24 protein-coding genes and 1 tRNA gene are annotated in these 22,627 nt (G+C 68.3%); 10 read left to right on the top strand and 15 right to left on the bottom strand.

Going from position 1 to position 22,627, the window contains the following annotated elements:
• Positions 1-35 precede the first annotated feature (35 nt).
• On the top strand, positions 36-722 hold the full coding sequence (gene rnt / locus D106_RS0105650; protein WP_018876042.1) for a ribonuclease T: 687 nt from the start codon (positions 36-38) through the stop codon (positions 720-722).
• Positions 723-1,016: 294 nt separating this feature from the next.
• Here the strand turns inward: rnt and grxD are convergent, their stop codons facing one another.
• The 9 genes from grxD to D106_RS0105600 all read right to left on the bottom strand — a co-directional run bounded on the left by grxD (position 1,017) and on the right by D106_RS0105600 (position 8,786).
• Positions 1,017-1,346, bottom strand: coding sequence for a Grx4 family monothiol glutaredoxin (grxD, locus tag D106_RS0105645; RefSeq protein ID WP_018876041.1), 330 nt, complete (start codon positions 1,344-1,346; stop codon positions 1,017-1,019).
• Between the two features lie 81 nt (positions 1,347-1,427).
• Positions 1,428-2,522: a redox-regulated ATPase YchF gene (ychF, locus tag D106_RS0105640; RefSeq protein WP_026280587.1), complete on the bottom strand. Its 1,095-nt coding sequence runs from the start codon at positions 2,520-2,522 to the stop codon at positions 1,428-1,430.
• Positions 2,519-3,142 carry an aminoacyl-tRNA hydrolase gene (gene pth, locus D106_RS0105635; RefSeq protein ID WP_018879471.1) on the bottom strand — a complete coding sequence of 208 codons (624 nt, stop codon included), beginning with the start codon at positions 3,140-3,142 and terminating at the stop codon, positions 2,519-2,521. The genes ychF and pth overlap by 4 nt, the downstream gene beginning before the upstream one ends.
• Before the next feature lie 25 nt (positions 3,143-3,167).
• Complete coding sequence (locus D106_RS0105630) at positions 3,168-3,869, bottom strand: 50S ribosomal protein L25/general stress protein Ctc (protein ID WP_018877276.1); 702 nt, start codon at positions 3,867-3,869, stop codon at positions 3,168-3,170.
• A 123-nt stretch (positions 3,870-3,992) separates the two neighbouring features.
• Entirely contained in the window at positions 3,993-4,931 is a 939-nt protein-coding gene (locus D106_RS0105625) for a ribose-phosphate diphosphokinase (protein ID WP_196799341.1), read from the bottom strand.
• Between the two features lie 298 nt (positions 4,932-5,229).
• Positions 5,230-5,304: transfer RNA gene (locus D106_RS0105620), tRNA-Gln, on the bottom strand.
• 229 nt (positions 5,305-5,533) lie between these two features.
• On the bottom strand, positions 5,534-6,415 hold the full coding sequence (gene ispE, locus D106_RS0105610; RefSeq protein WP_018879470.1) for a 4-(cytidine 5'-diphospho)-2-C-methyl-D-erythritol kinase: 882 nt from the start codon (positions 6,413-6,415) through the stop codon (positions 5,534-5,536).
• On the bottom strand, positions 6,412-7,056 hold the full coding sequence (gene lolB / locus D106_RS0105605; RefSeq protein WP_018876037.1) for a lipoprotein insertase outer membrane protein LolB: 645 nt from the start codon (positions 7,054-7,056) through the stop codon (positions 6,412-6,414). The genes ispE and lolB overlap by 4 nt, the downstream gene beginning before the upstream one ends.
• A gap of 14 nt (positions 7,057-7,070) precedes the next feature.
• A complete protein-coding gene (locus D106_RS0105600; RefSeq protein WP_369772230.1) occupies positions 7,071-8,786 on the bottom strand; it encodes a tetratricopeptide repeat protein in 1,716 nt (571 codons plus the stop codon).
• Positions 8,787-8,944: 158 nt separating this feature from the next.
• On the opposite strand from D106_RS0105600, the gene hemA reads away from it, so the two are divergent.
• From hemA to prmC, 3 genes are read left to right on the top strand one after another with little or no spacing between them, the layout of a single operon-like run.
• Entirely contained in the window at positions 8,945-10,243 is a 1,299-nt protein-coding gene (hemA, locus tag D106_RS0105595) for a glutamyl-tRNA reductase (RefSeq protein ID WP_018876035.1), read from the top strand.
• Positions 10,240-11,325 (top strand): peptide chain release factor 1, encoded by a 1,086-nt coding sequence (gene prfA / locus D106_RS0105590; protein ID WP_018876034.1) that lies wholly within the window; start codon positions 10,240-10,242, stop codon positions 11,323-11,325. The genes hemA and prfA overlap by 4 nt, the downstream gene beginning before the upstream one ends.
• A complete protein-coding gene (gene prmC / locus D106_RS0105585; RefSeq protein ID WP_018879469.1) occupies positions 11,325-12,179 on the top strand; it encodes a peptide chain release factor N(5)-glutamine methyltransferase in 855 nt (284 codons plus the stop codon). The genes prfA and prmC overlap by 1 nt, the downstream gene beginning before the upstream one ends.
• Positions 12,180-12,273: 94 nt before the next feature.
• Here prmC and D106_RS0105580 read toward each other — a convergent pair whose 3' ends face one another.
• Positions 12,274-12,636 (bottom strand): hypothetical protein, encoded by a 363-nt coding sequence (locus D106_RS0105580; protein WP_018879468.1) that lies wholly within the window; start codon positions 12,634-12,636, stop codon positions 12,274-12,276.
• 180 nt (positions 12,637-12,816) lie between these two features.
• On the opposite strand from D106_RS0105580, the gene D106_RS0105575 reads away from it, so the two are divergent.
• The gene (locus tag D106_RS0105575) at positions 12,817-13,572 is read left to right on the top strand and encodes a molybdopterin-synthase adenylyltransferase MoeB (RefSeq protein ID WP_018879467.1); all 756 of its coding nucleotides are present in this window, start codon (positions 12,817-12,819) and stop codon (positions 13,570-13,572) included.
• Between the two features lie 18 nt (positions 13,573-13,590).
• Here the strand turns inward: D106_RS0105575 and D106_RS0105570 are convergent, their stop codons facing one another.
• From D106_RS0105570 to gatC, 5 genes are all read right to left on the bottom strand, one after another.
• Positions 13,591-14,007, bottom strand: coding sequence for a hypothetical protein (locus D106_RS0105570; RefSeq protein WP_018865856.1), 417 nt, complete (start codon positions 14,005-14,007; stop codon positions 13,591-13,593).
• Positions 14,008-14,154: 147 nt separating this feature from the next.
• Entirely contained in the window at positions 14,155-15,051 is an 897-nt protein-coding gene (gene hslO, locus D106_RS0105565) for an Hsp33 family molecular chaperone HslO (RefSeq protein WP_018877270.1), read from the bottom strand.
• A gap of 18 nt (positions 15,052-15,069) precedes the next feature.
• Complete coding sequence (gene gatB, locus D106_RS0105560) at positions 15,070-16,503, bottom strand: Asp-tRNA(Asn)/Glu-tRNA(Gln) amidotransferase subunit GatB (RefSeq protein WP_018879466.1); 1,434 nt, start codon at positions 16,501-16,503, stop codon at positions 15,070-15,072.
• Positions 16,504-16,513: 10 nt separating this feature from the next.
• Positions 16,514-17,968 carry an Asp-tRNA(Asn)/Glu-tRNA(Gln) amidotransferase subunit GatA gene (gene gatA, locus D106_RS0105555; protein WP_018877269.1) on the bottom strand — a complete coding sequence of 485 codons (1,455 nt, stop codon included), beginning with the start codon at positions 17,966-17,968 and terminating at the stop codon, positions 16,514-16,516.
• Positions 17,969-18,044: 76 nt separating this feature from the next.
• Positions 18,045-18,332 carry an Asp-tRNA(Asn)/Glu-tRNA(Gln) amidotransferase subunit GatC gene (gatC, locus tag D106_RS0105550; protein ID WP_018865860.1) on the bottom strand — a complete coding sequence of 96 codons (288 nt, stop codon included), beginning with the start codon at positions 18,330-18,332 and terminating at the stop codon, positions 18,045-18,047.
• Positions 18,333-18,472: 140 nt separating this feature from the next.
• Between gatC and D106_RS0105545 the strand changes: the two genes are divergently transcribed.
• The 5 genes from D106_RS0105545 (at position 18,473) to rnd (ending at position 22,622) form a co-directional block, all read left to right on the top strand.
• On the top strand, positions 18,473-19,519 hold the full coding sequence (locus D106_RS0105545; RefSeq protein WP_018865861.1) for a rod shape-determining protein: 1,047 nt from the start codon (positions 18,473-18,475) through the stop codon (positions 19,517-19,519).
• A gap of 221 nt (positions 19,520-19,740) precedes the next feature.
• Positions 19,741-20,592 (top strand): rod shape-determining protein MreC, encoded by an 852-nt coding sequence (gene mreC / locus D106_RS0105540; protein WP_018865862.1) that lies wholly within the window; start codon positions 19,741-19,743, stop codon positions 20,590-20,592.
• Positions 20,589-21,080: a rod shape-determining protein MreD gene (gene mreD / locus D106_RS0105535; RefSeq protein WP_018865863.1), complete on the top strand. Its 492-nt coding sequence runs from the start codon at positions 20,589-20,591 to the stop codon at positions 21,078-21,080. The genes mreC and mreD overlap by 4 nt, the downstream gene beginning before the upstream one ends.
• Positions 21,081-21,178: 98 nt before the next feature.
• On the top strand, positions 21,179-21,481 hold the full coding sequence (locus D106_RS0105530; protein ID WP_018877268.1) for a DUF1244 domain-containing protein: 303 nt from the start codon (positions 21,179-21,181) through the stop codon (positions 21,479-21,481).
• A complete protein-coding gene (gene rnd, locus D106_RS0105525) occupies positions 21,474-22,622 on the top strand; it encodes a ribonuclease D (protein WP_018865865.1) in 1,149 nt (382 codons plus the stop codon). Before D106_RS0105530 ends, rnd begins: the two co-directional genes overlap by 8 nt.
• Positions 22,623-22,627 lie beyond the last annotated feature (5 nt).

Below are 22,627 nucleotides of genomic sequence, written 5' to 3'. Positions count from 1 at the left end.
CCGAACCAACGCCCCGCGCGAAACCGAGTACCCCAATGCCCGAATCCCTGCAGCTGGACCCCAACCACCGCCCGATGGCGAACCGCTTCCGCGGCTTTCTTCCGGTGGTCGTCGACGTGGAAACCGGTGGTTTCGACTGCCGCCGGCATGCCCTGCTGCAAATCGCCGCGGTATTCCTGCGTCGCGACGCGAACGACCACCTGGTGCGCGATCGCACGGTGAGCCTGCATGTGCGCCCGTTCGAGGGCTCGGAACTGGACCCGAAGTCACTGGAAGTAAACGGGATCGACCCCTACCACCCGCTGCGGGCGGCCTGGCCGGAGGATCAGGCCATGGGCAAGCTGTTCAGCGAGGTACGCCGGGAGGTCAAGGTGAACCACTGCAAGCGCGCGGTCCTGGTGGGGCACAATGCCCACTTCGACCTGGGCTTCGTGCACGCGACGGCGGAACGCTGCGGCATCAAGCGCAACCCGTTCCACCCGTTCTCCAGCCTGGACACGGTATCGCTGGCGGCCCTGGCCTTCGGCCAGACCGTACTCGCGCGCGCGGCCGATGCCGCGGGGCTGGGATGGGATACGGAGGCCGCCCACAGCGCCTCCTTCGACGCGGAAAAGACGGCGGACATCTTCTGCCAGATCGCGAACCGCTGGCAGGACGGGGTCGGCGTACCGGCGAACGCCCTGCGCCTGCCCGATCCGGAAGAACTGCCACCAGGCAGCTGAGCCCGACGTCGCCCCCGTCATGACGAGGCGCCGCAGGGTCGGTGGCACAAAAGCGCGAAGGGCATTGAAAGGCCGCGGGGGCCACCCACGGAGATCGCCACGCCGCTGCGCGGCTCGCGATGACACAACCGCAACCCCGTCATTGCGAACCCCGCAGGGGTGAAGCAATCTCCCGGCGCGCGGGCACGAAGCGGGAGCAGGTGGCCACGTCAGGAGATCGCCATGGCCCCGGACGGGGCCTCGCGACGACGGATCTCGGGTGTGCCGCAGCCAGCGGCTGCGGCACAAGCCGCTTTAGCTCGCGGCGCGCTTGGCGTGGGCCTCGTCGACCATCTTCTTCAACTCGCCGCTCTCGAACATCTCGAGGGTGATGTCGCAGCCGCCAATCAGTTCGCCGTCGATATAGACCTGGGGGAAGGTCGGCCAGTCGGCGAAACGCGGCAGGTTCTGCATAACCTCCTGGTCCGCGATCACGTTCACGTAGCCGAATTCCTGGTCGCAGCGCTTCAGCGCCTCCACTGCACGGCTGGAGAAGCCGCACATGGGGAACTGCGGGGTGCCCTTCATGAAGATCACCACCGGGTTTTCTTCCACCTGCTGGCGGATACGATCCATTACGTCCATTACTGTACTCCGAGATTGGGTGCCGAACAGGGCGCCAGGCGGCAGGGCCCGACGCCCCCGGGTCAATTCCTAGTATAACGCTCAGACATTGAAGCGGAAATGTACCACGTCGCCTTCCTTGAGCACGTATTCCTTGCCCTCGAGGCGCCATTTCCCCGCGTCCTTCGCGCCCTGCTCGCCGTTGTGGGCCACGAAGTCCTCGTACCCCACCACCTCGGCACGGATGAAACCGCGCTCGAAATCGGTGTGGATCACCCCGGCCCCCTGCGGCGCGCTGGAGCCCTGGCGCACGGTCCAGGCGCGGACCTCCTTCTCGCCGGCGGTGAAAAATGTCTGCAGGCTCAGCAGGCGATAGGCGGTGCGGATCACCCGGTCCAGCCCCGGCTCTTCCAGCCCCAGATCGGCCAGAAATTCCGCGCGCTCCTCCGGGTCGAGCACCGCGATCTCCGCCTCGATGGCAGCGCAGACACTGACCACCTCGGCGCCCTCCTCGGCCGCTCGAGCCCGCACCGCCTCCACCATCGCGTTGCCCGCGGCCAGCGAGGCCTCGTCGACATTGGCGATGTACATCAGCGGCTTGAGGGTCAAAAGATGCAGATCGTACAGAGCCCGGCGCTCGTCCTCGTCCAGATCCTGGGCCCGCGCGGGAACCCCCTGATCCAGGCCGGCCCCGACCTTCTCGGCGGCCTTGAGCTGGGCGATCGCGGTCTTGTCCTGCGACTTGGCCGCCCGTTCCAGACGCTTCAGCGCCTTGTTCACGGTCTCCAGATCCGCCAGCATCAACTCGGTGCTGATGGTCTCGATGTCGGCGATCGGATCGACCTTGCCGGCGACATGCACGATGTCGTCGTCCTCGAAGCAGCGCACCACCTGCGCGATGGCGTCGGTCTCGCGGATATGCGCCAGGAACTGGTTGCCCAGCCCCTCGCCCTGGGCCGCCCCGGCTACCAGCCCGGCAATGTCCACGAACTCGACCGTGGTGGGCAGCGTGCGCTGGGGTTTCACGATCTCGCTCAGCCGGGTCAGGCGCGGATCCGGGACCTCCACCACGCCCACGTTCGGGTCGATGGTGCAGAAGGGATAGTTCTCCGCGGCGATCTCCGCACGCGTGAGGGCATTGAACAGGGTGGACTTGCCGACGTTCGGCAAACCCACGATCCCGCATTTAAGACTCATCGGGTTTCCTCGGAATTCGTGGCCGGCTTCGAGTTGCCGCCATGCAGATTGCGCACCGCCTCGTCCCAGCGTCCGGCCACCAGCGCAGGCACCTGATCCAGCGCCTTGTCGATGGCCTCCTCGATCGCCTGCGTGTCGGCCTTGCCGGGACGATCCAGCACGAAGGGCACCACATCATCGCGATGCCCCGGGTGGCCGATGCCGACCCGCAGCCGGGCGTAGTTCGGGCCGCCCAGGTGTCGATGCAGATCCCGCAGGCCATTGTGGCCGCCATGCCCGCCACCCATCTTCAGCCGCACCACGCCCGGATCGAGGTCCAGTTCGTCGTGGACGATCAGGATAGCCTCGGGGGGTATACGGTAGAAATCGGCGCACTTGCGCACCGGCAGGCCGCTCTTGTTCATGAAGCTCATGGGCTTGAGCAGCCAGCAGTCGCCCGCGGGCAGATTGAGGCGGGCCGCCTCGCCATCGAAGCGGCTCTCGGGGCGAAAGTCCGCGCCATGCCGGCGGGCCAGGGTGTCCACAAACCAGAAACCCGCGTTATGCCGGGTTTCGGCATAACGCGGGCCCGGGTTGCCCAGCCCGACCACCAGACGAATCGGTTCGGGTTGGATCGCCATCGTTCAGGCGGCAAGCCGCAGGGGCTTACTCCTTGTCCCCGGACTCCGACTCGTCGCCGGAGGCCTCTTCGCCACCCGCGGCTTCCTCGCCACCTTCGGCCTCGGCAGCCTCGCCTTCCCCGACCTCTTCTTCCTCGGTCTTGGCGGCGCGCGGCAGCAGGACGCTGACCACGGCGTAGTCGTATTCCTCGCCATGCATCAGCGCGACACTCTGCACGCCTTCCGGCAGCTTCAGCTCGGAGATATGCAGGGTATCGCCGACATCCATCTCGACGACATCGATATCGATGGACTCGGGCAGATCGCCCGGCAGGCACTCGACCTCGAGCTCGTTGATCATGCGGCTGACCATGCCGCCGCCCAGCTTCACGCCCTTGGCCTCTTCCTCGTTATGGAAGTGCAGCGGCACGCTGACGCGGATCGGCTGGTTGGCGCTCACGCGCATCAGGTCGACGTGGTAGATGGTCGGCTTGAACGGATGGCGCTGCACGTCGCGCAGGATCGCCTTCTCGGTCTTGCCGTCCAGCTTCACGCTGAGGATGTGCGAGTAGAACGCGTCTTCCTTGAGGTTATGGACCATCGCGTTGTGATCCAGCGTGATGGCCACGGCGTCCTTGTCCGCCCCGTACAGGATGGCGGGCAGCTTGCCGGCGCGACGCAGGCGGCGGCTCGCACTCGAACCCTGTTCGTCACGCTTCTCGGCTTCAATGGTAAAGCTCATGCTCATTGCTACGGTCTCCAAAATGAAAGGCGCTTCACCCGAAGCGCCCTGAACACACCCCGCCCGCGACCAGGCGGGGCGCTGAAGGGAGGCGAACCTCCCGAAATCGTTTTCGGCCCGACGCTCTCGCTAGTCCATGAACAGCGAACTGACGGATTCCTCGCGGTTGATGCGGCGGATGGTCTCCGCCAGCATCTCCGCCACCGACAACTGCCGGATCTTGTCGCAGCTCTGCGCGTTGGGCTGCAGGGCCAGCGTGTCGGTCACCACAAGCTCGTCAAGCGCCGAACCGTTTATGTTATCAATTGCCGCGCCAGAAAGCACGGGGTGCGTGGCGTAGGCCATCACCGAGTGCGCCCCGTGTTCTTTCAGGGCCTTTGCGGCCTGGCACAACGTGCCGGCGGTATCCACCAGGTCATCGATGATGATGCAGGACTTGCCGCGCACATCACCGATGATGTGCATCACCTCCGACTCGTTCGCGCGCGGGCGGCGCTTGTCGATGATCGCCAGGTCGGCGTCGTCCAGCCGCTTGGCGATCGCGCGGGCGCGCACCACCCCGCCGACATCCGGCGACACCACGGTCAGATCGCCCGAGACATGTCGCCAGACATCGCCCAGCAGTACCGGCGAGGCATAGATGTTGTCTACCGGGACGTTGAAGAAGCCCTGCACCTGGTCGGCGTGCACGTCGATCGTCAGCACGCGGTCCGCGCCGACCGCCTCGATCATGTTCGCGACCACCTTGGCCGAGATCGGCACCCGCGCCGAGCGCACGCGCCGATCCTGGCGCGCGTACCCGAAATACGGGATCACCGTGGTAATGCGGCCGGCCGAGGCGCGGCGCAGCGCATCCACCATGATCACCAGCTCCATGATGTTCTCGTTGGTTGGCTGGCCGGTCGGCTGGATCAGGAACACGTCGCGACCGCGGACGTTCTCCAGCAGCTCGACCTGCACCTCGCCATCACTGAAACGTCCGACGATGGCCTTGCCCATGGGCAGCCCCAGGTGCTCGGCAACGGCCTGGGCGAGACGCGGGTTCGCATTGCCCGCGAAGATCATCATGCGATTCTTGTCGACCACGGTTCGTCCCGGTCTGGATGGAGTGGGGCGGGCTGCGATATCGCCCGGGCCCCAGTATAGACCCCGGTGCAGGGCCGGGGTCTTGATGGTTGTGCCTCGCGCCTTTCTGGCGCGAGGCGGGAAATGGCTGGGCCGGCAGGATGATGGCGCTGCGCGCCACCCTTCGGGCGCCACCTGCGGTGGCGTGCGCTCGCGGCTACGCCGCTCGAGTCGAACCCGGTTCTCACCCTGTCGGCCCTTTGGCCGGCGCCGCGGCGCCATGCGCCGCGGTTTCGTTGTATGGCTGGGCCGGCAGGATTCGAACCTGCGCATGGCGGGATCAAAACCCGCTGCCTTACCGCTTGGCTACGGCCCAATAACTCACTGGACTCTATTGTACTGCCCGGCCGGCGTCGTGCCCGGCACATCCCGCGGATCGGCGGCGCCGATCCGGGCCGGCAGGATGATGGCGCTGCGCGCCACCCTTACGGGCCGTCACCTTCGGCGACGGTCGGTCGCGGCTGCGCCGCTCGCGTCGAACCTGGCGCTTAGCGGGATCAAAACCCGCTGCCTTACCGCTTGGCTACGGCCCAATAACTCTGGACTTACTCTGTCTCGACACCGCCTGGCGGCAGCCAGGCCCGCAGGGGCGACACGTTTACCAGCGGTGTCACCCAGCTGCGCCACGGAGCCGGCTGCGCGGACTGCGCCGCCCCAGCGGCCGCTTCGTCGGGGAACACCCCGAACACGCAACCGCCACTCCCGCTCAGGCGCGCCCGCGGCGTCTGCTCCGCCAGCCAGTGCAGCGCTCGATCCACCTCGGGATAACGAGCCCGCACCACCGGTTCGAACACGTTGACGAACCGGCTGGCGTCGACGGCGGACGAAATTGTCTCGGTGGGGCAGTCGCGTGTCAATTCCGCACACCCGAACATCGCCCCGGTGGCGACCGAAACCCCGGGGTCGATCAGCAGGATCCAGCCGGTATCCGGGGCCACGGCCGTGAGCCGCTCGCCCACACCCTCGGCCCAGGCTGCCTGGCCGACCACAAACACCGGTACGTCGGCACCCAGCTCCAGGCCGATCCCCACCAGCTGCTCGACATCACACCCCATCTCGAACAGGGCATTCAAGGCCACCAGCGTGGTGGCGGCATCGGAACTGCCGCCCCCCAGGCCACCGCCCACCGGGATCCGCTTGTCGAGATGGATACGCACGCCAAATGGGGTCTTCGCCACCCGGGCCAGGCGCCGGGCCGCGCGCAGGCACAGGTTGTCGGCCCCGTCGATGGCCGCGCCCGCCATCTCGAAGCGCCCCGCCGGCAGGGGCTCGAAGCGCAGGCGATCCTCCAGCCCGAGGAACTGGAACACCGTCTGCAGCTCGTGATATCCGTCCGCCCGCCGGCCGGTGATATGCAGGAATCGATTGATCTTGGCGGGCGCGGGAAAAGTGGTGTCGAAGGCCCCGCCCGCGACGGCAGCGGTCATGACGGATCACCACCAAGCTGCCAGCGACCGATGCGGGCCCGCAATTCCACCCCTTCGCGCTCCAGCACCATGGTGACCGGCATCGCCAGGCCGTCGATTTCCTCGAACTCGTTGTACTCGATGGTCCAGCCGGACTGGTGGATCTCCAGTGGCCGGCCGTCCGCGTCGACATCCAGCTGGTACGAGGCCTCGGGGTGGAGCAGGCCACGCACCCAGTAGACCATGCCGCTGACCGGGATCGACTCGCCCAGGACCCGCGCGACGAGCGCATCCGGGTCCTGCGCCTGGAAACGCTCGCCGGACCGGGTCACCAGCAGCGCGCGGCCGTTCTCCGACAGCGTCAGCCGGCCACCACCGCGCCCCATCGGGCCGGACAGGTCCAGCACGTGCTGACCTTCCTGCACCCGCCAGTTGAGCTGGGCGGACCAGTATTCCTCACCGGAGGCCAGCCCCAGGCGCGCGACCAGTCGCCAGCTGTCCAGCGCCTCCAGCTGTGCGGTGCGGGCCTCGAAGGCGGCCTCGGCGGCCGGCGAGGTATCCGCCTCCGGCAGGGGCGCGGCACAGCCACCCAGCAGAAGACCCAGGCCGACCAGCAGACCGGCCAGCCTCGCCCCGCCCGCAAGATCCCCGGGCTTCCGCATCCCCGCAGCCCGACTCATTCGATCAGGTCGTTGCGTACGCGCTGCAGGCGTTCATGATCGGGCTCGCGCTCCAGCGCAGCCTCGAGGATCTCCCGCGCCTCGTCGCGCGCACCTCGCTCCCAGAGGACGACGGCCAGATTGCTGGCGATCTCGCCGTCGTCCGACAGCGAGTACGCGCGGCGAAGCTGCGTCTCGGCCTCCTCCAGCCGGCCCAGGCGATACAGCACCCAGCCGTAGCTGTCGATGATGGCGGCATCGTCCGGCTCCTGCTCGTAGGCACGCAGGATCAGGTCATAGGCCTCGTCATACCGCTCGGTGCGATCCGCCAGGGTGTACCCCAGCGCGTTCAGGGCCGCGACGTTCTCGGGATCGGACTCGAGGATCGTGCGGAAATCGGCCTCGGCGGCCGCGATGTCGTCTTCGCGCTCGTGGACCAGACCCCGCAGGTACAGCAGCCGGGTATCCCCGGGGAACTGCACCAGCCCGCGATTCAACCGGGCGCGTGCCTCGGCATAGTCGCCGATCTCGCGCAGTGCGTTCGCCTCCGCCAGATAGGCGCGCCGGGCCAGATCGTCGTCCACGCCCTGCTGCATCGGCGCAAACAAGTCGCGCGCCGCTTCTTGGCCGTCGTGCCGCAGCGTCAGGCGCGCACTGCGCAGGCGTGCATCATCGGCGTGATCGCCCCCCTCTACGCGGCCATAGGCGGCCAGGGCGGCGTCCGGCTCGTCGGCCATCTCGTGCAGCCGACCGAGGTAGTAGGCGACATCGTTCTCGCGCTCCCCCAGTGCGTCCAGGCGCTCCAGATAATCCCGGGCCGGCCCCAACTGCTCCGCCTCCAGGTTCATCAGGGCCAGCGCCAGCAGGAGCTGGGTATCCTCCGGCGCCAGCTCCACCAGGCGATCCATCTCCTCGCGGGCGAAGGCGTCATCCTCCATTTCGGTCAGGACGCGCGCGTAGCCCAGCCGGGCCTCGCGGCTCTCCGGATGCGCCTCCACCGTCGCGCGCAGGGTCTCGATCGCGGCGTCCTCCTGCCCGGCCTCGCTCTGGGCTCGCGCATGCAGCAGCTGCAGCGGCACCGAATCCGGGAAGCGCTCGCTGGCCGGCCCGGTCACCGCCAGCACCTCCTCGCCCGGCTCGCCGAAGCGCAGCGCGGCCTCGGCCAGTACACGGTGGACACCGACATCGTCGCTGCGCCGCTCGGCGAGCAGCCGCATGGTCTCCAGGGCGGCGGCCTGGTCCTGGGCCTGGCCGATCACACCGCCCAGCGTGGCGTTGGGGTCGCCACCCTGCACCACCACCCGATTCATCAGCGAATCCAGCTGCTCGGCCGCCTGTTCGGCATCCCCCGCATTGATCCGCAGCACCGTCGAGACCTGGCTGGCCTCCATGCTCTCCGGCGCGAGCCGCAGCCAGCGGTCGGCCGACCGCTGGGCCTGCTCGTGATCGCGCGCGAACAGCGCGATGCGCGTGGCGCGTTCGGCAATGGCGGGATCGTCACTCAGCAGGGCCGCCGCCCCGTAGTAGCGCGCGGCCTCGGCATGCTCGCCGGAACGCACCGCGATCTCGGCAGCCAGCACGCTGAACATCAGCGCGGCCTCCGGATCCTCGGTCTGCATCAGCGGGAGCACCTCGGGGCGATCCGACTCCGGCGGTTCCGAGGCATCCAGTTGGGTGTGCGCGCAGCCCGCCAGGGAGAACACGGCGGTCAGCGCGAGCAGGCTTCGAATCATCTTGTATCCAGTCGGCATCAGCACAGGCATACCGGGTGGGACGGGGCAGGCACCTGCGGGGTTCCATCCCCGCCGCAATCCACCGCAAGCCTACAGCACAGTACACTATCGGGAAATTCGGCCACGCGCCCGCGTTTTCCGGCACAATACGCGCCAGCATGCTGTTCACTCTCGGGATCAATCACAAGACGGCACCGGTCGCCATTCGCGAGCGGCTTTCCGTCAACGAGCACGAGCTCGGCGAGGCCCTGCACTCGCTGCGCTCCGGCGTGCTGCTGCCGGAAACCGCGATCCTGTCGACCTGCAACCGCACCGAGGTCTACTTCCGCGAGGGCGACCCCCACAGCGAACAGCGCGTGCTCGACTGGATCGGCGGCTACCACGGCATCGACCGCGACGAACTGAAGCCCTACCTCTATCTGCACCACGACGGCTCCGCCGTGCGCCACACCCTGCGCGTGGCCAGCGGGCTGGACTCCATGGTCCTGGGCGAGCCGCAGATCCTGGGACAGATGAAGACCGCCTACCAGCATGCCCACGACGCCGGCACGCTGGGGCGTTCGCTGGAACGGCTGTTCCAGCACGCCTTCGCCACCGCCAAGGATGTACGCACCCAGACTGCCATCGGCCAGAGCGCCGTTTCGGTGGCCTTTGCAGCCGTTTCGCTGGCGCGCCAGATCTTCGGTGACCTGAAGCCCCTGACGGCCATGGTCATTGGCGCCGGCGAGACCATCGAACTGGCCCTGCAGCACCTCTCCGGTGGCGGCATTGGCAACGTGATCGTGGCCAACCGCACGGTCGAGCGCGCCCGCGCGGTGGCCGGGCGTTTCGACGCCGAGGCCATCAGCCTCGACCAGCTCCCGGACCGCCTGGCCGATGCCGATATCGTGATCTCCTCCACCGCCGCGCCGCTGCCGATCCTGGGCAAGGGGGCGGTGGAACGCGCCCTGCGCAAGCGGCGCCACAAGCCGATGTTCATGGTGGACATCGCCGTGCCGCGCGACATCGAGCCCGAAGTGGGCCAGCTCGAGGACGTCTACCTCTACACCGTCGACGACCTGCAGGAGGTCATCGACGAGAACATGGCCTCGCGCCAGGCCGCGGCCGAACAGGCCGAAGAGATCATCACCCAGCGCGCCGGCGAATTCATGCGCTGGCTGCGGGCCCGCGACTCGGTGGACAGCATCCGCCAGCTGCGCCAGCGCGCCGACAGCGTGAAGGCGGAAGCCCTGGCGAAAGCCGAGGCGATGCTGCGCGCCGGCAAGTCGCCGGAGGAGGCGATGCAGCTCCTGGCGCACAACCTGACCAACAAGCTGATGCACGCCCCCTGCAAATCGCTGAACACCGCGGCCCACGAGGGCGACGCCCGCCTGCTGGAGGCCGCGCACCGCCTGTTCCAGCTACCGGCCCCGGAAGACGACCCCGGCAACGATCCCGACTCCGGCACCCATTCGTGAAGGCCTCGTTCCGCACCAAGCTCGAGGGCCTGGCCGAGCGCCACGCCGAGATCGCGCAACTGCTGGCCACCCCGGATGCCGCCGAGGACCCGGACCAGCTGCGTCGTCTGTCCCAGGAATACAGCCAGCTGGAGCCGGTCGCCGAGGCCTGGAAGGCCTGGCACGAAAACCACGCCGCACTGGACGAGGCGCGCGCGATGCTCGCGGAGGACGACCCCGAACTGCGTGCGATGGCCGAGGCCGAGATCGAGGCCCTGACCGAGCAGACCGAGGCCCTGGAGGCCGAGCTCTACCGCCACCTGATCCCGAAGGACCCGCACGACAACGCCAACGTGTTCCTCGAGATCCGCGCCGGCACCGGCGGTGACGAGGCCGCGCTGTTCGCCGGCGACCTGCTGCGCATGTACACCCGCTACGCCGAGCAGAAGAACTGGAAGCTGGAGATCCTCAGCGCCAGCGAAGGCGAACATGGCGGCTACCGCGAGGTGATCGGGCGCCTGGCCGGTCAGGGCGCCTACTCGCGACTCAAGTTCGAATCCGGCGCCCATCGCGTGCAGCGCGTCCCCGAGACCGAATCCCAGGGCCGCATCCACACCTCCGCCGCGACCGTCGCCATCCTGCCGGAACTGGAGGAGGTCGAGATGCCGGAGATCAACCCGGCCGACCTGCGCGTGGACACCTTCCGCGCCTCCGGCGCCGGGGGCCAGCACGTCAACAAGACCGACTCCGCGGTGCGCCTGACCCACCTGCCCACCGGCATCGTGGTCGAGTGCCAGGAAGAACGCTCGCAGCACAAGAACCGCGCCAAGGCCATGACCTACCTGGCCGCGCGCATGTTCGAGGCCGAACGCGAGGCCCAGGCCGCCGCGCAGAGCGCGGAACGCAAGGGCCTGGTCGGCAGCGGCGACCGCTCCGAGCGCATCCGCACCTACAACTTCCCGCAGGGCCGCGTAACCGACCACCGCATCAACCTGACCCTGTACAAGCTGGAACAGGTGATGGCCGGTGATCTCGACCCGGTCATCGACCCGCTGATCCACGAATACCAGGCCGAGCAGCTCGCCACCCTCTCCGAAACGTAATGGAAACCCCGGCCACGCTGGACAGCCTGCTGCGGGACCTGCGTGCCCGCCTGGAGGCCGCCGGGATCGAGGCGCCCGGACTCGAGGCCCGCATGCTGCTGGGCGCCGCCACCGGCCTGGACACCGCGCAGCTGATCGCCCACGGCACCGACCCCGCCACGGCCGAACAGGCCGCCCGCGCCGACACGCTCTGCCAGCGCCGCTGCGCCGGCGAACCGATGGCCCACATCCTCGGCCGACGCAGCTTCTGGACACTGGACCTGGGCGTCTCCCCCGCCTGCCTGATCCCGCGCCCCGAAACCGAGCTGCTGGTGGAACAGGCGCTCCTGGCCATCGACACGCTCGCAACCGACACCCCCTGGGTGCTGGACCTCGGCACCGGCCCCGGTACCATCATCCTGGCACTGAAAAGCGAACGCCCGCGCATCCGGGCCTTCGCCAGCGACCGCAGTCACGCAGCGCTGCAACAGGCGCAGACCAACGCGCGCGACCTGGGGCTGCCGGTCGGGCTGTGGCAAGGCGACTGGCTGGACGCGCTGAGGCCGACGGCGGGGCTGGATGTCATCACCTGCAACCCGCCGTACATCGACCCGGATGATCCGCACCTGACCCGTGGCGACCTGCGCTTCGAACCGCGCTCGGCCCTGGCGGCGGACGCCCATGGCCTGGCCGACCTGTACCGGGTGATCGATACCGCCCGGCCCCACCTGAATCGCGGCGGATGGCTGCTGCTGGAACACGGCTTCGATCAGGGGCCGGCCGTGCGGGACCGCCTGCAACAGGCGGGCTACCGGGCGATCCGAACCTTGAGGGACCCCGCCGGCCACGAACGGACCACGCTGGGGATGCACTGACCCGGGGCAACCGCTGAATCGGTTGGCGCTTGCAACCATCACGAAAAACCCCGGCCAGGGGCCGGGGCTCGCGTTGCATCAGGCTGCGTCCGGATCAGAGCGGCAGGCGCAGGTGCAGGTTGACCGAGCCGCTGGGCGAAGAACGGTAGCGGTAGCGGCTCGAGCGTTTGTCGTAGTAGTGGTAGTGATGATGCTCGTAGCTGCGCGAGCGCTTGTGATGGCCGCGGCCGCGCTGTTTCGCGCGCTTGGCCTGCTTGTGGCCGTGGGCACCCGGGTGGCCGCGGTAGTGCTTGTGCCCCCGAGAATGTCCATGCCGCACAGGCTGCAGCGCGGCGGCATCGAAGCTGGCGCCGGTCACCGTCGGCAGCGCGCCGGTGACCGGCTGGGCCGCATGGGTGGGGGCGGACAGGGCGAGCGCCAGCAGGGCCGCCGGCGCAAGTATCGCGAGTCGTTTCATGGGGTGTTCCCTCCTTCCATTCGGGTCCTGCGGGGCAACGCCTGAAGCGTCCGCCGGCCCCGGTTGTGGCAGGATTGCCAGGGTCTCAGCGTAGGCCGCGTTCCTGAACGTTAGCTAACTGGGGCCGCCGGCGAGCGTGACGCCGGTTACAATTTCGGCCTTTCTCCGGAGACCTGCTCCATGGATGACGACCAGCTCCTGCGGTACAGCCGCCAGATCATGCTCCCCGGCGTGGGGGTGGAGGGTCAGGAGGCCCTGCAGCAGGCGCATGCGGTGATCATGGGACTGGGCGGACTGGGCTCTCCGGTCGCCGCCTACCTGGCCGCAGCCGGCGTGGGCCGCCTGACCCTGGTGGACCCGGACCACGTCGAGGTGACCAACCTGCAGCGCCAGATCCTGCATACCGATGCCGACATCGGCCGCGACAAGGTCGCCTCGGCGACCGACCGCATCGCCGCGATGAACCCCGCCTGCCGGGTGGAGGCGCGCGCCGAACGTCTCGACGACGCGGCCATGCGCCGGCTGTTCGCCGACGCCGACGCGGTCCTGGACGGCACGGACAACTTCGCCGCCCGCGGGGCCATCAACCGGGCCGCGCTGGCAGCCGGCACGCCACTGGTCTCCGGCGCCGTGATCCGTTTCGAGGGGCAGCTGACCACCTTCGACTACCGCGATCCCGGGGCGGCCTGCTACCACTGTCTCTACGGCGAAGGGGGCGGCGACGAGGACACCTGCGCCGCAAACGGGGTGCTGGCCAGTCTGCCCGGCGTGGTCGGCAGCCTGCAGGCCACCGAGGCGCTGAAGCTGCTGATGGGCCTGCCGACCCTGAGCGGCCGGCTGCTGATCCTCGACGGACTGGCCATGCAGTTCCGGGAGATTCGCCTGCGGCGCGACCCCGGCTGCCCCGCGTGTGGCCACCGCCACGCCCCGTCCTGAACCCGGGGCAACCCCGATTCAGGCGCAGGAGCGCGGATTAAACGGCAGGACCTTGCCGGAGGCCGCCGGCGGCCCGGCCTCGGCCAGTGCGGCCGCGAGCTCCGGCTCCATCGCCGACAGGGTGCGGTTCATCACCATGCTGGCCATGGCGTGGAACAGCAGCAGTTCGCAGGCCACTGGGCGATGCAGGCTGCGCCGCCCCCGGGAGTGAAAGGCGGTCCAGGCGACCACCGGCATATCGTTCAGCACCCGGTCGACCACAATCCACGCATCGCGCTGGAGGATCAGGTCGAGATGCTTCAGCCCCGGCGGCGACAGGCGCACCTCCGGCCCCAGACGGGCCAGGGCACGCCGCACCTGGTTGAAGTAACGCGCCTCCACCAGCCAGCCGGGGCGGACATCCAGGGTCGGGATTTCGGTATGCCGGGAATACATTGCGCCCCCGTCTGCGAACGCTGCTAGATCAGTCCTGCTTCTATAGCAAGACCACGGGCGCTCGGGGGCTCGGCCCGCGCCCGGCCGGCGACCGGGGGTCACGGCGGGCTAACGAGAGGGTGCGGCGGGAGGGCCGCAAAGGGCTGACTACTGACGGGTGTCCGGGGTCGGGGGCTGGGTACCCTCGGCGGCGCAGAGGGCCTCGGCATCGACCGGGTCGAAGTGGTAGTGGGCGTTGCAGAATTCGCAGGTCACATCCACCGCGCCCTGCTCCTCGATGATGCCGCGGATCTCGTCACGGCCGAGGCTGCGCAGGGTCTCGCCGATACGCTCGCGGGAACACGGGCAGTGAAAACTGACGCCCGTGCCGTCGAACAGGCGCACGCGCTCTTCGGCGAACAGCCGGCCCAGCAGCGTGCCGGCATCCAGCTCCAGCAACTCCTCGGCGGTGGTGGTCTCGGCCAGGATCGTCGCGCGGTTCCATGCCTCCGAGTCCCGCGTGACCGCATCGCCGCCCTCGCCCGGGAGCGCCTGCAACAGCATGCCGGCCGCGGACTCCGACCCGCTGGCCAGCCACAGCCGGGTCGGCAGCTGCTCCGAACGCTCGAAGTAGACATTCATGGCATCCGCGAGGGTCTCGCCCTCCAGCTCGACCACACCCTGGTAGCGCTCGCCACCGTCGCCGGGGTCCAGCGTCAGCATCAGCCGCGCGTCCTCTCCGGCGCACTCGGCCAGTGTGGCGCCCTCGGGCGGCGTCTCGCGAAAGCGGGCGAGCCCGCGCAGCCGGCCCTGGCCATCGGCCTGGGCCACGATCATGTGCACGGGGCCGGGACCGGTCACCTGCAGGATCAACGAGCCATTGAACTTGAGCGTGGCCGCGGTCAGGGCCACGGCCGCATAGGCCTGGCCCAGCAGATCGCGCACCAAGGGCGGGTACTCGTGGCGCTGCAGCAGGGCCTGCCAGGCGGCGTCGAGGTGCACCCATTCACCACGCACCCCGGCCTCCTCCAGCATGAAGCGATGCAGGGTGTCGGCCTCACGCATGGGATCGCGGTCCGCGCATCAACCGTCCAGCTTCGCCTTCAGGCGCTCGTTGACCTGGGCCGGGTTGGCCTTGCCCTGGGTGGCCTTCATCACCTGGCCGACGAAGAAGCCGAACAGCTTGTCCTTGCCGCCGCGGTACTGCTCGAGCTGCTGCGGGTTGTTGGCCATGACCTCGTCGATGATGGCGTCGATCGCGCCGGTGTCGGTGATCTGCTTGAGGCCCTTGGCCTCGATCACCGCGTCGGCGTCGCCCTCGCCGTTCCACATCGCCTCGAAGACCTCCTTGGCGATCTTGCCGGAGATGGTCTCGTCCTGGATGCGCGCGATCAGTCCGGCCAGGCCGTCGGCGTTGACCGGGGCCTCCCCCAGTTCCACCTCGGAGCGGTTGAGCGCGGCGGAGAATTCGCCCATCACCCAGTTGGCGGCCAGCTTGGGTGCATCGCAGCCGGCGGCCACGGCCTCGTAGAAGTCGCCCATCTCGCGGGTCGCGGTCAGCACGCCGGCGTCGTAGTCCGACAGGCCGTACTGCTCGACGAAGCGCGCGCGCTTGGCGTCCGGCAGCTCCGGGAGCTTTTCGCGCACGGTCTCGATGAAGGCGCTGTCCACGACCAGTGGCAGCAGATCCGGATCGGGGAAGTAGCGGTAGTCGTTGGCCTCTTCCTTGCTGCGCATGGAACGCGTCTCGTCGCGGTCCGGGTCGTACAGGCGGGTCTCCTGGACCACCGTGCCGCCACTCTCGATCACGTCGATCTGGCGTTCGACCTCGAAGTTGATCGCGCGCTCGACGAAGCGGAAGGAGTTCAGATTCTTCAGTTCCGCGCGGGTACCGAACTCGGTCTGTCCCTTCGGTCGGATCGAGACGTTCGCGTCACAGCGGAAGCTGCCTTCCTGCATGTTGCCGTCACAGATATCGAGATAGCGCACCAGCGAGTGCAGCTTCTTCATGTAGGCCACGGCCTCCTTCGCGGAGCGCAGCTCCGGCTCGGAGACGATCTCGATCAGCGGGGTACCGGCGCGGTTGAGGTCGATACCGGTCATCGCCTCGAAGCCCTCGTGCAGGCTCTTGCCGGCGTCCTCCTCGAGGTGCGCGCGGGTCACCCCGATGCGCTTGGTCGTGCCGTCTTCCAGCTCGATATCCAGGTACCCCAGGCCCACGATCGGCAGCTCGAACTGCGAGATCTGGTAGCCCTTGGGGAGATCCGGATAGAAGTAGTTCTTGCGCGCGAACACCGAGCGCGGGGTGATCTCGGCATTGATCGCCAGCCCCAGCATCACGGCCCGTTCGACCGCGCCCTGGTTCAGCACCGGCAGCACCCCCGGCATACCCAGATCCACCGGGCAGGCCTGACGGTTGGGCTCGGCGCCGTAGGCGGTGGGCGCCCCGGAAAAGATCTTGGAGACGGTATTGAGCTGGGCATGAATCTCCAGCCCGATGACGGTTTCCCATTCCATGCGGCGATCCTCAGGCGAAGGCCGCCGGCACACGCGTGTGCCAGTCGGTCTCTTGCTGATACTGATGAGCGACGCCCAGCAGGCGCGCCTCGTCGAAGTAGTTGCCGATCAGCTGCAGCCCCACCGGCAGGCCGTCGATCTCGCCGGCCGGCAGCGACATCGCCGGCAGCCCGGCGAGGTTCGCGGCGATGGTGTAGATGTCGGACAGGTACATGCTGACCGGGTCGGCCTTGGCACCGAGTGCGAACGGCAGCTCCGGGGTGGTCGGGGCCAGCAGCACGTCCACGTCCGCAAACGCGCGGCGGAAGTCATCGGCGATGATACGGCGGACCTTCTGTGCCTTCAGGTAGTAGGCGTCGTAATAGCCGGCGGACAGCACGTAGGTGCCGACCATGATGCGCCGCTTCACCTCGTCGCCGAAGCCCTCCCCGCGCGAGCGGGTGTAGAGGTCCATCAGGTCCTCGGGGTTCTCGCAGCGATAGCCATAGCGCACGCCGTCGAAACGCGCGAGGTTGGAGGAACACTCCGCCGGGGCGACCACGTAGTAGGCCGGCACCGACAGGTGGCTGTTGGGCAGACCGACCTCGCGCACCTCGGCGCCGCGGCCCTTGAGCACCTCGATGGCCGCGTCGATCACGCCGCGCACGCGCTCGTCGAGGCCCGCCTCGCCGAAGAACTCGGTCGGCAGCCCGATGCGCAGGCCCTTGAGGTCCTGGTTCAGACCGGCGGTGAAGTCCTCGGCGGGGCGTTCGACGCTGGTGGAGTCGCGCTCGTCGAAGCCCGCCATCGCGTTCAGCATCCGGCCGCAGTCCTCGGCGGTCGCGGCCATCGGCCCGCCCTGGTCGAGACTGGAGGCGAAGGCGATCATCCCGTAGCGCGAGACGCGGCCGTAGGTCGGCTTGAGCCCGGTAATGCCGCAGAACGCGGCCGGCTGGCGGATCGAGCCGCCGGTGTCGGTGCCGGTGGCCCCCGGCACCAGGCGCGCGCCCACCGCGGCGGCGGAGCCCCCGGAGGAACCACCCGGGACACGCTCGGTATCCCAGGGATTGCGCACGGGCCCGTAGAAACTGGTCTCGTTGGAGGAGCCCATCGCGAACTCGTCCATGTTGGTCTTGCCCAGCATCACCGCCCCGGCGGCGTTCATGCGCTCGACCACGGTGGCGTTATAGGGCGAGACGAACGGATCCAGCATGCGCGAGCCGCAGGAGGTGCGCACGCCCTCGGTGCAGAAGATGTCCTTCTGCGCGATCGGCACACCCAGCAACGGCGCTTGCTCGCCCTGGGCCAGACGCGCATCGGCGGCGTCGGCCTGCGCCAGCGCCTGCTCGGCGGTCACGGTGATAAAGCTGTTCAGTTGCGGATCGAGGCGCTCGATCCGGTCCAGATACAGCTGGGTCAGTTCGCGCGAACTGATCTCGCGGGCCTGGAGCTTGCGCACCCAGCCGGACAGGGTTTCCTGGGCCATGGTTTCGGGGACTCTTGCTGGCTAGAAGCGTGACGGATTCAACAGAACGGCGACAACGTGGATCACGCGCGGGGGATCACTCGATCACGCGCGGGACAAGGTACAGCCCGCCCTCGACGGCCGGGGCGATCGCCTGGTAGGCCTCGCGCCGGTCCGGCTCGGTGACCGCGTCCGGGCGCAGGCGCTGCTCGGCGTCCAGCGGGTGGGCCATCGGCTCGACACCCTCGATGGCCGCCCCATCCAGTTGTTCGACAAAGGCAAAGATATCGCTCAGCCCTCCCGCGAAATCCCGGGCCTGATCGTCGTTCATGGCCAGACGGGAGAGATGGGCGATGCGCCGGACTTCGGAGGTATCGACGGACATGGCGGGAAGGGTCCTGTTGCGTTCAGTTCAACGGGCAAAACGGAGCGCAAACTTACCACAAAGCCGTTGTTGCCCAAACCCCGGGCGCTTGCTAGAGTCGACGGCTTTCCCGCCCGCCCACTCAAGCAGGTTTCTTCTTCATGTTCAAACGCCTTCTGGGGTTGTTCTCCAACGACATCTCCATCGATCTCGGCACCGCCAACACCCTTATCTATATGCGCGGCCAGGGCATCGTCCTGAACGAACCCTCCGTGGTCGCCATTCGTCAGGACCGCGGCCCGGGCGGCCCGCGCTCCATCGAGGCCGTGGGGATCGAGGCGAAGAAGATGCTCGGCCGCACGCCGGAGCACGTGGTCACGGTGCGCCCGATGAAGGACGGCGTGATCGCCGACTTCACCACCACCGAGAAGATGCTGCAGTACTTCATCAAGAAGGTGCACGAACGCCGGATCTTCCGGCCCAGCCCGCGCGTGCTGGTCTGCGTGCCCTGCGGGGCCACCCAGGTGGAACGCCGCGCGATCCGCGAATCGGCCTTCGGCGCCGGGGCGCGCAAGGTTTACCTGTTGCAGGAACCGGTGGCCGCGGCCATTGGCGCCGGCATCCCGCTGGACGAAGCGGTCGGTTCGATGGTGCTGGACATCGGCGGCGGCACCTCCGAAGTCGCGGTGCTGTCGATGAACGGCATCGTCTACTCCGAATCCGTGCGCATCGGCGGTGACACCTTCGACGAGGCCATCATGGCCTATGTGCGCCGCAACTACGGCGTGCTGATCGGCGAGGCCACGGCCGAACGCATCAAGCACGCGGTGGGCTCCGCCTACCCGGGCAAGGAACTGCTGGAGATCGAGGTCAAGGGCCGCAACCTGGCCGAGGGCGTGCCGCGTTCCTTCACGCTGAACTCCAACGAGATCCTCGAGGCCCTGCAGGACCCGCTGTACGGCATCGTCTCCGCCGTGCGTACCGCGCTGGAGCAGACCCCGCCGGAACTGGGCGCGGACGTTGCCGAGCGCGGCATCGTGCTGACCGGCGGCTCCGCCCTGCTGCAGCAGCTGGACCGCCTGCTGATGGAGGAAACCGGCATTCCGGTGGTCATCGCCGACGACCCGCTGACCTGCGTCGCCCGCGGCGGCGGCCGCGTGCTCGAGATGCTCGACGAAAAGCGGGTCGACTTCCTGGCAATGGAATAACCCCCACTCCGGCCACGGGGCCCCGGCTCTCCCGCGGCCGGTGACTCGGGTTACACTCCGGACCGCAACTGGTCGGCAGGATCGCGGGTACAACACTCCGCAACCCTGCCTCGTCGACGCGATCCGCAACCGGAGGTCACGCCATCAGCAAGCCGCTGTTCAGACTGGGTGTCTCGCCCACTCTGCGCCTGCTCGCGGTCATCCTGCTGGGCCTGGCGCTGATGGCGCTGGACCACCGCGTCAATGAACTGCAGTTTGTCCGCAGCACCCTGGCCACCGTGACCTACCCGCTGCAAGTCGCAGTGGACACACCGGTCCGTGCGGTCAGCCGGGTGTTCGAGTCGTTCACCCGCCGCGAGGACCTGATCACCGAGAACCGCATCCTGCGCAGCGAGAACGCGGAACTGCGCGCCCGCCAGCTGCGTTTCGAGGCCCTACAGCAGGAGAACGACCGCCTGCGGGCCCTGCTCAATACCGCGCAGCAGGCCGAGGAACGCGTCGAGATCGCCAAGCTGCTGGCCGTGGACCTGGACCCCTTCCGCCAGCAGATCGTGCTCAACAAGGGGCGCGCGGACGACGTCTACGCGGGCCAGCCGGTCATCAATGCCGACGGCGTGATCGGGCAGGTCCTGTCCACCCGCCTGACCAGTTCCGTGGCCCTGCTGATCTCCGATCCCAGCCATGCCCTGCCGGTGCTCAGCGCGCGCACGGGCCTGCGGGGGCTGGTGGTCGGGACCGGCAACCCGCAGCGCCTCGAGATGCGCCACGTCCCGCTGCAGGAAGACGTCGAACCCGGCGACCTGCTGCTGACCTCCGGGCTGGGCGGCCGTTTCCCGGCCGACTATCCAGTCGCCCGGGTCACCTCCGTCGAGCGCCCGCAGGGCCAGCCCTTTCTGAGCATCCAGGCCGAGCCGCTGGCGGCGCTGGACCGTTCCCGCGAGGTCCTGCTGCTGTGGACCGAGGGCATCATGCCGGGCATCGCCCCCCTTGAACTGGATGAGGATGCGGAGGCAAGGCCGGGCGCATTCACGCCGGAACCCGAGCCGGACGACAACGCGCCGGCAACGCCATGACCCGCGCCATCGGCATCCCCTGGCCGGTGGCGCTGACCCTGCTGGCGGCCCTGGCCCTGGCCATCGTGCCAATCCCCGAGACCCTGCGCCCCGCGCGGCCGGAGTGGCTGGCACTGGTCCTGATCTACTGGGCCATGGCGTTTCCGACCCGCGTGGGCATCCTGACCGCCTTTGTCGCCGGCTTGCTGCTGGATACCCTGATGGGGCAACTGCTGGGGCAGAATGCCATCGCCCTGGCGGTGATCATCTACATCGTGCTACAGATCCATCCGCGCCTGCGGGTGTACCCGGTCTGGCAGCAGATGATGGTGGTCGCGATCCTGATCGCCCTGTACAAGCTGCTGGCCCTGTGGCCCCAGGGGATTACCGGTTTTCCACCGGACCGGATTACGTACTGGGCCCCGGTGATCACCAGCGCCTTGCTCTGGCCGCTGATCTTTTTCCTGCTGCGCGACGTGCGCCGGCGCTGGCTCCTGCACCTGACCTGAGGGAGACGCCGATTCGTGCACATACCCGCGCCCGGCTCGAAGCAGCGTGAACGGTCACGCATACTGTGCCCCGCCAACCCGAAACAAGGAGCCCTGCCATGGACACGAACAAGCAAACCGAGATCGAGGCCGCCGTATTCCGCCGCCTGCTGCAGCATCTGGACGAGCGCAAGGACGTGCAGAACATCGACTTGATGAACCTGGCCGGCTTCTGCCGCAACTGCCTGTCCAAATGGTACGTGGCCGCCGCCGAGGAACGCGGCGAGTCGATCGACTACGAAGGGGCGCGCGAGATCGTCTACGGCATGCCCTACAGCGAATGGAAGGCGCGCTACCAGAAAGAAGCGACCCCCGAACAGAAGGCGGCATTCGAGGCCAGCCAGAAATCGCACGATGCATGATCATGGCCTGATCGAGACCCCGGAGGCCCTGCAGGGCTTTCTCGACACCATTGCCGGGACCGACTGGATCGCGCTGGACACCGAGTTCATGCGCGAGAAGACCTACTACCCGCGCCTGTGCCTGATCCAGCTGGCCACCCTCGACCAGATCGCCTGTGTCGACCCGCTGCGGCTGGATATGGGCCTGCTTGAGCCCCTGCTGTTCGATGCCGGCGTGACCAAGGTCTTCCATTCGGCATCACAGGATCTCGAGGTCCTGTATCGCGAGCTCGGGCGCGTCCCCGCCCCGGTATTCGATACCCAGATCGCCGCCAGCATGCTCGGCTACGGCGAGCAGATCGGCTATGCCAACCTGGTCAAGGCGATCCTCGACCGCGACCTCGACAAGAGCCAGACCCGCACGGACTGGTCACGCCGCCCGCTGAGCGAACAGCAGATCCACTACGCCGCGGACGACGTGCGCTTTCTGGCCACGGTGTTCATGCGCCTGCTGCATGAACTGGAGAGCCACGACCGCATGCACTGGCTGCGCCCGGAGATGGAGGCGCTGAGCAACCCCGCCCTGTACGAACCGGATCCCGACGGTGCCTGGCAGCGCGTCTCTGGCGTCAAGCGGCTCAAGCCGCGCGAGCGCGGCGTGCTGAAGGCCGTGGCGGCCTGGCGCGAACGCGCCGCACAGGCGAGTGATCGCCCGCGACGCTGGATCCTGGCCGACGATATCCTGATCGACATCGCCCGGCGCACCCCTCAGGACACCGCGGCCCTGCACCAGCTGCGGGGCTTTCCCGACGGCATGAAGCCGCCGCGTCAGGAAGAACTGCTGGAGGCGATCCGCGAGGGCCAGGCCCTGCCGCGTGAGGAATGGCCACAGCTCCCGGAGAAGGCGAAGCTCACCGAGGCCGAGGAGGTCCTGGCCGACATCGGCATGGCCCTGCTGCGCGAATGCGCGCGACGCAACCAGATCACCGCCGCCGCGATCGCCCAGCGCAAGGATGTCATCGAGTTGCTGAAGGGGGACGGCACAACCGGCCGCCTGGGCAGCGGCTGGCGCCACGAGATCGCCGGAAAGACCATCGCCCGCTGGTTTGCGGGCGATGGCGAACTGGCACGTACGGAGGAGGGCTTGCAGATCCGCCCGTGAGCATC

The sequence above is a fragment of the Thioalkalivibrio sp. ALE9 genome (assembly GCF_000377445.1).
In the GTDB taxonomy this organism is placed as follows: Bacteria; Pseudomonadota; Gammaproteobacteria; order Ectothiorhodospirales; family Ectothiorhodospiraceae; genus Thioalkalivibrio.
The sequence above is the reverse complement of the archived record's forward strand: the minus strand, read 5'-3'. Positions and strand labels throughout refer to the sequence as shown.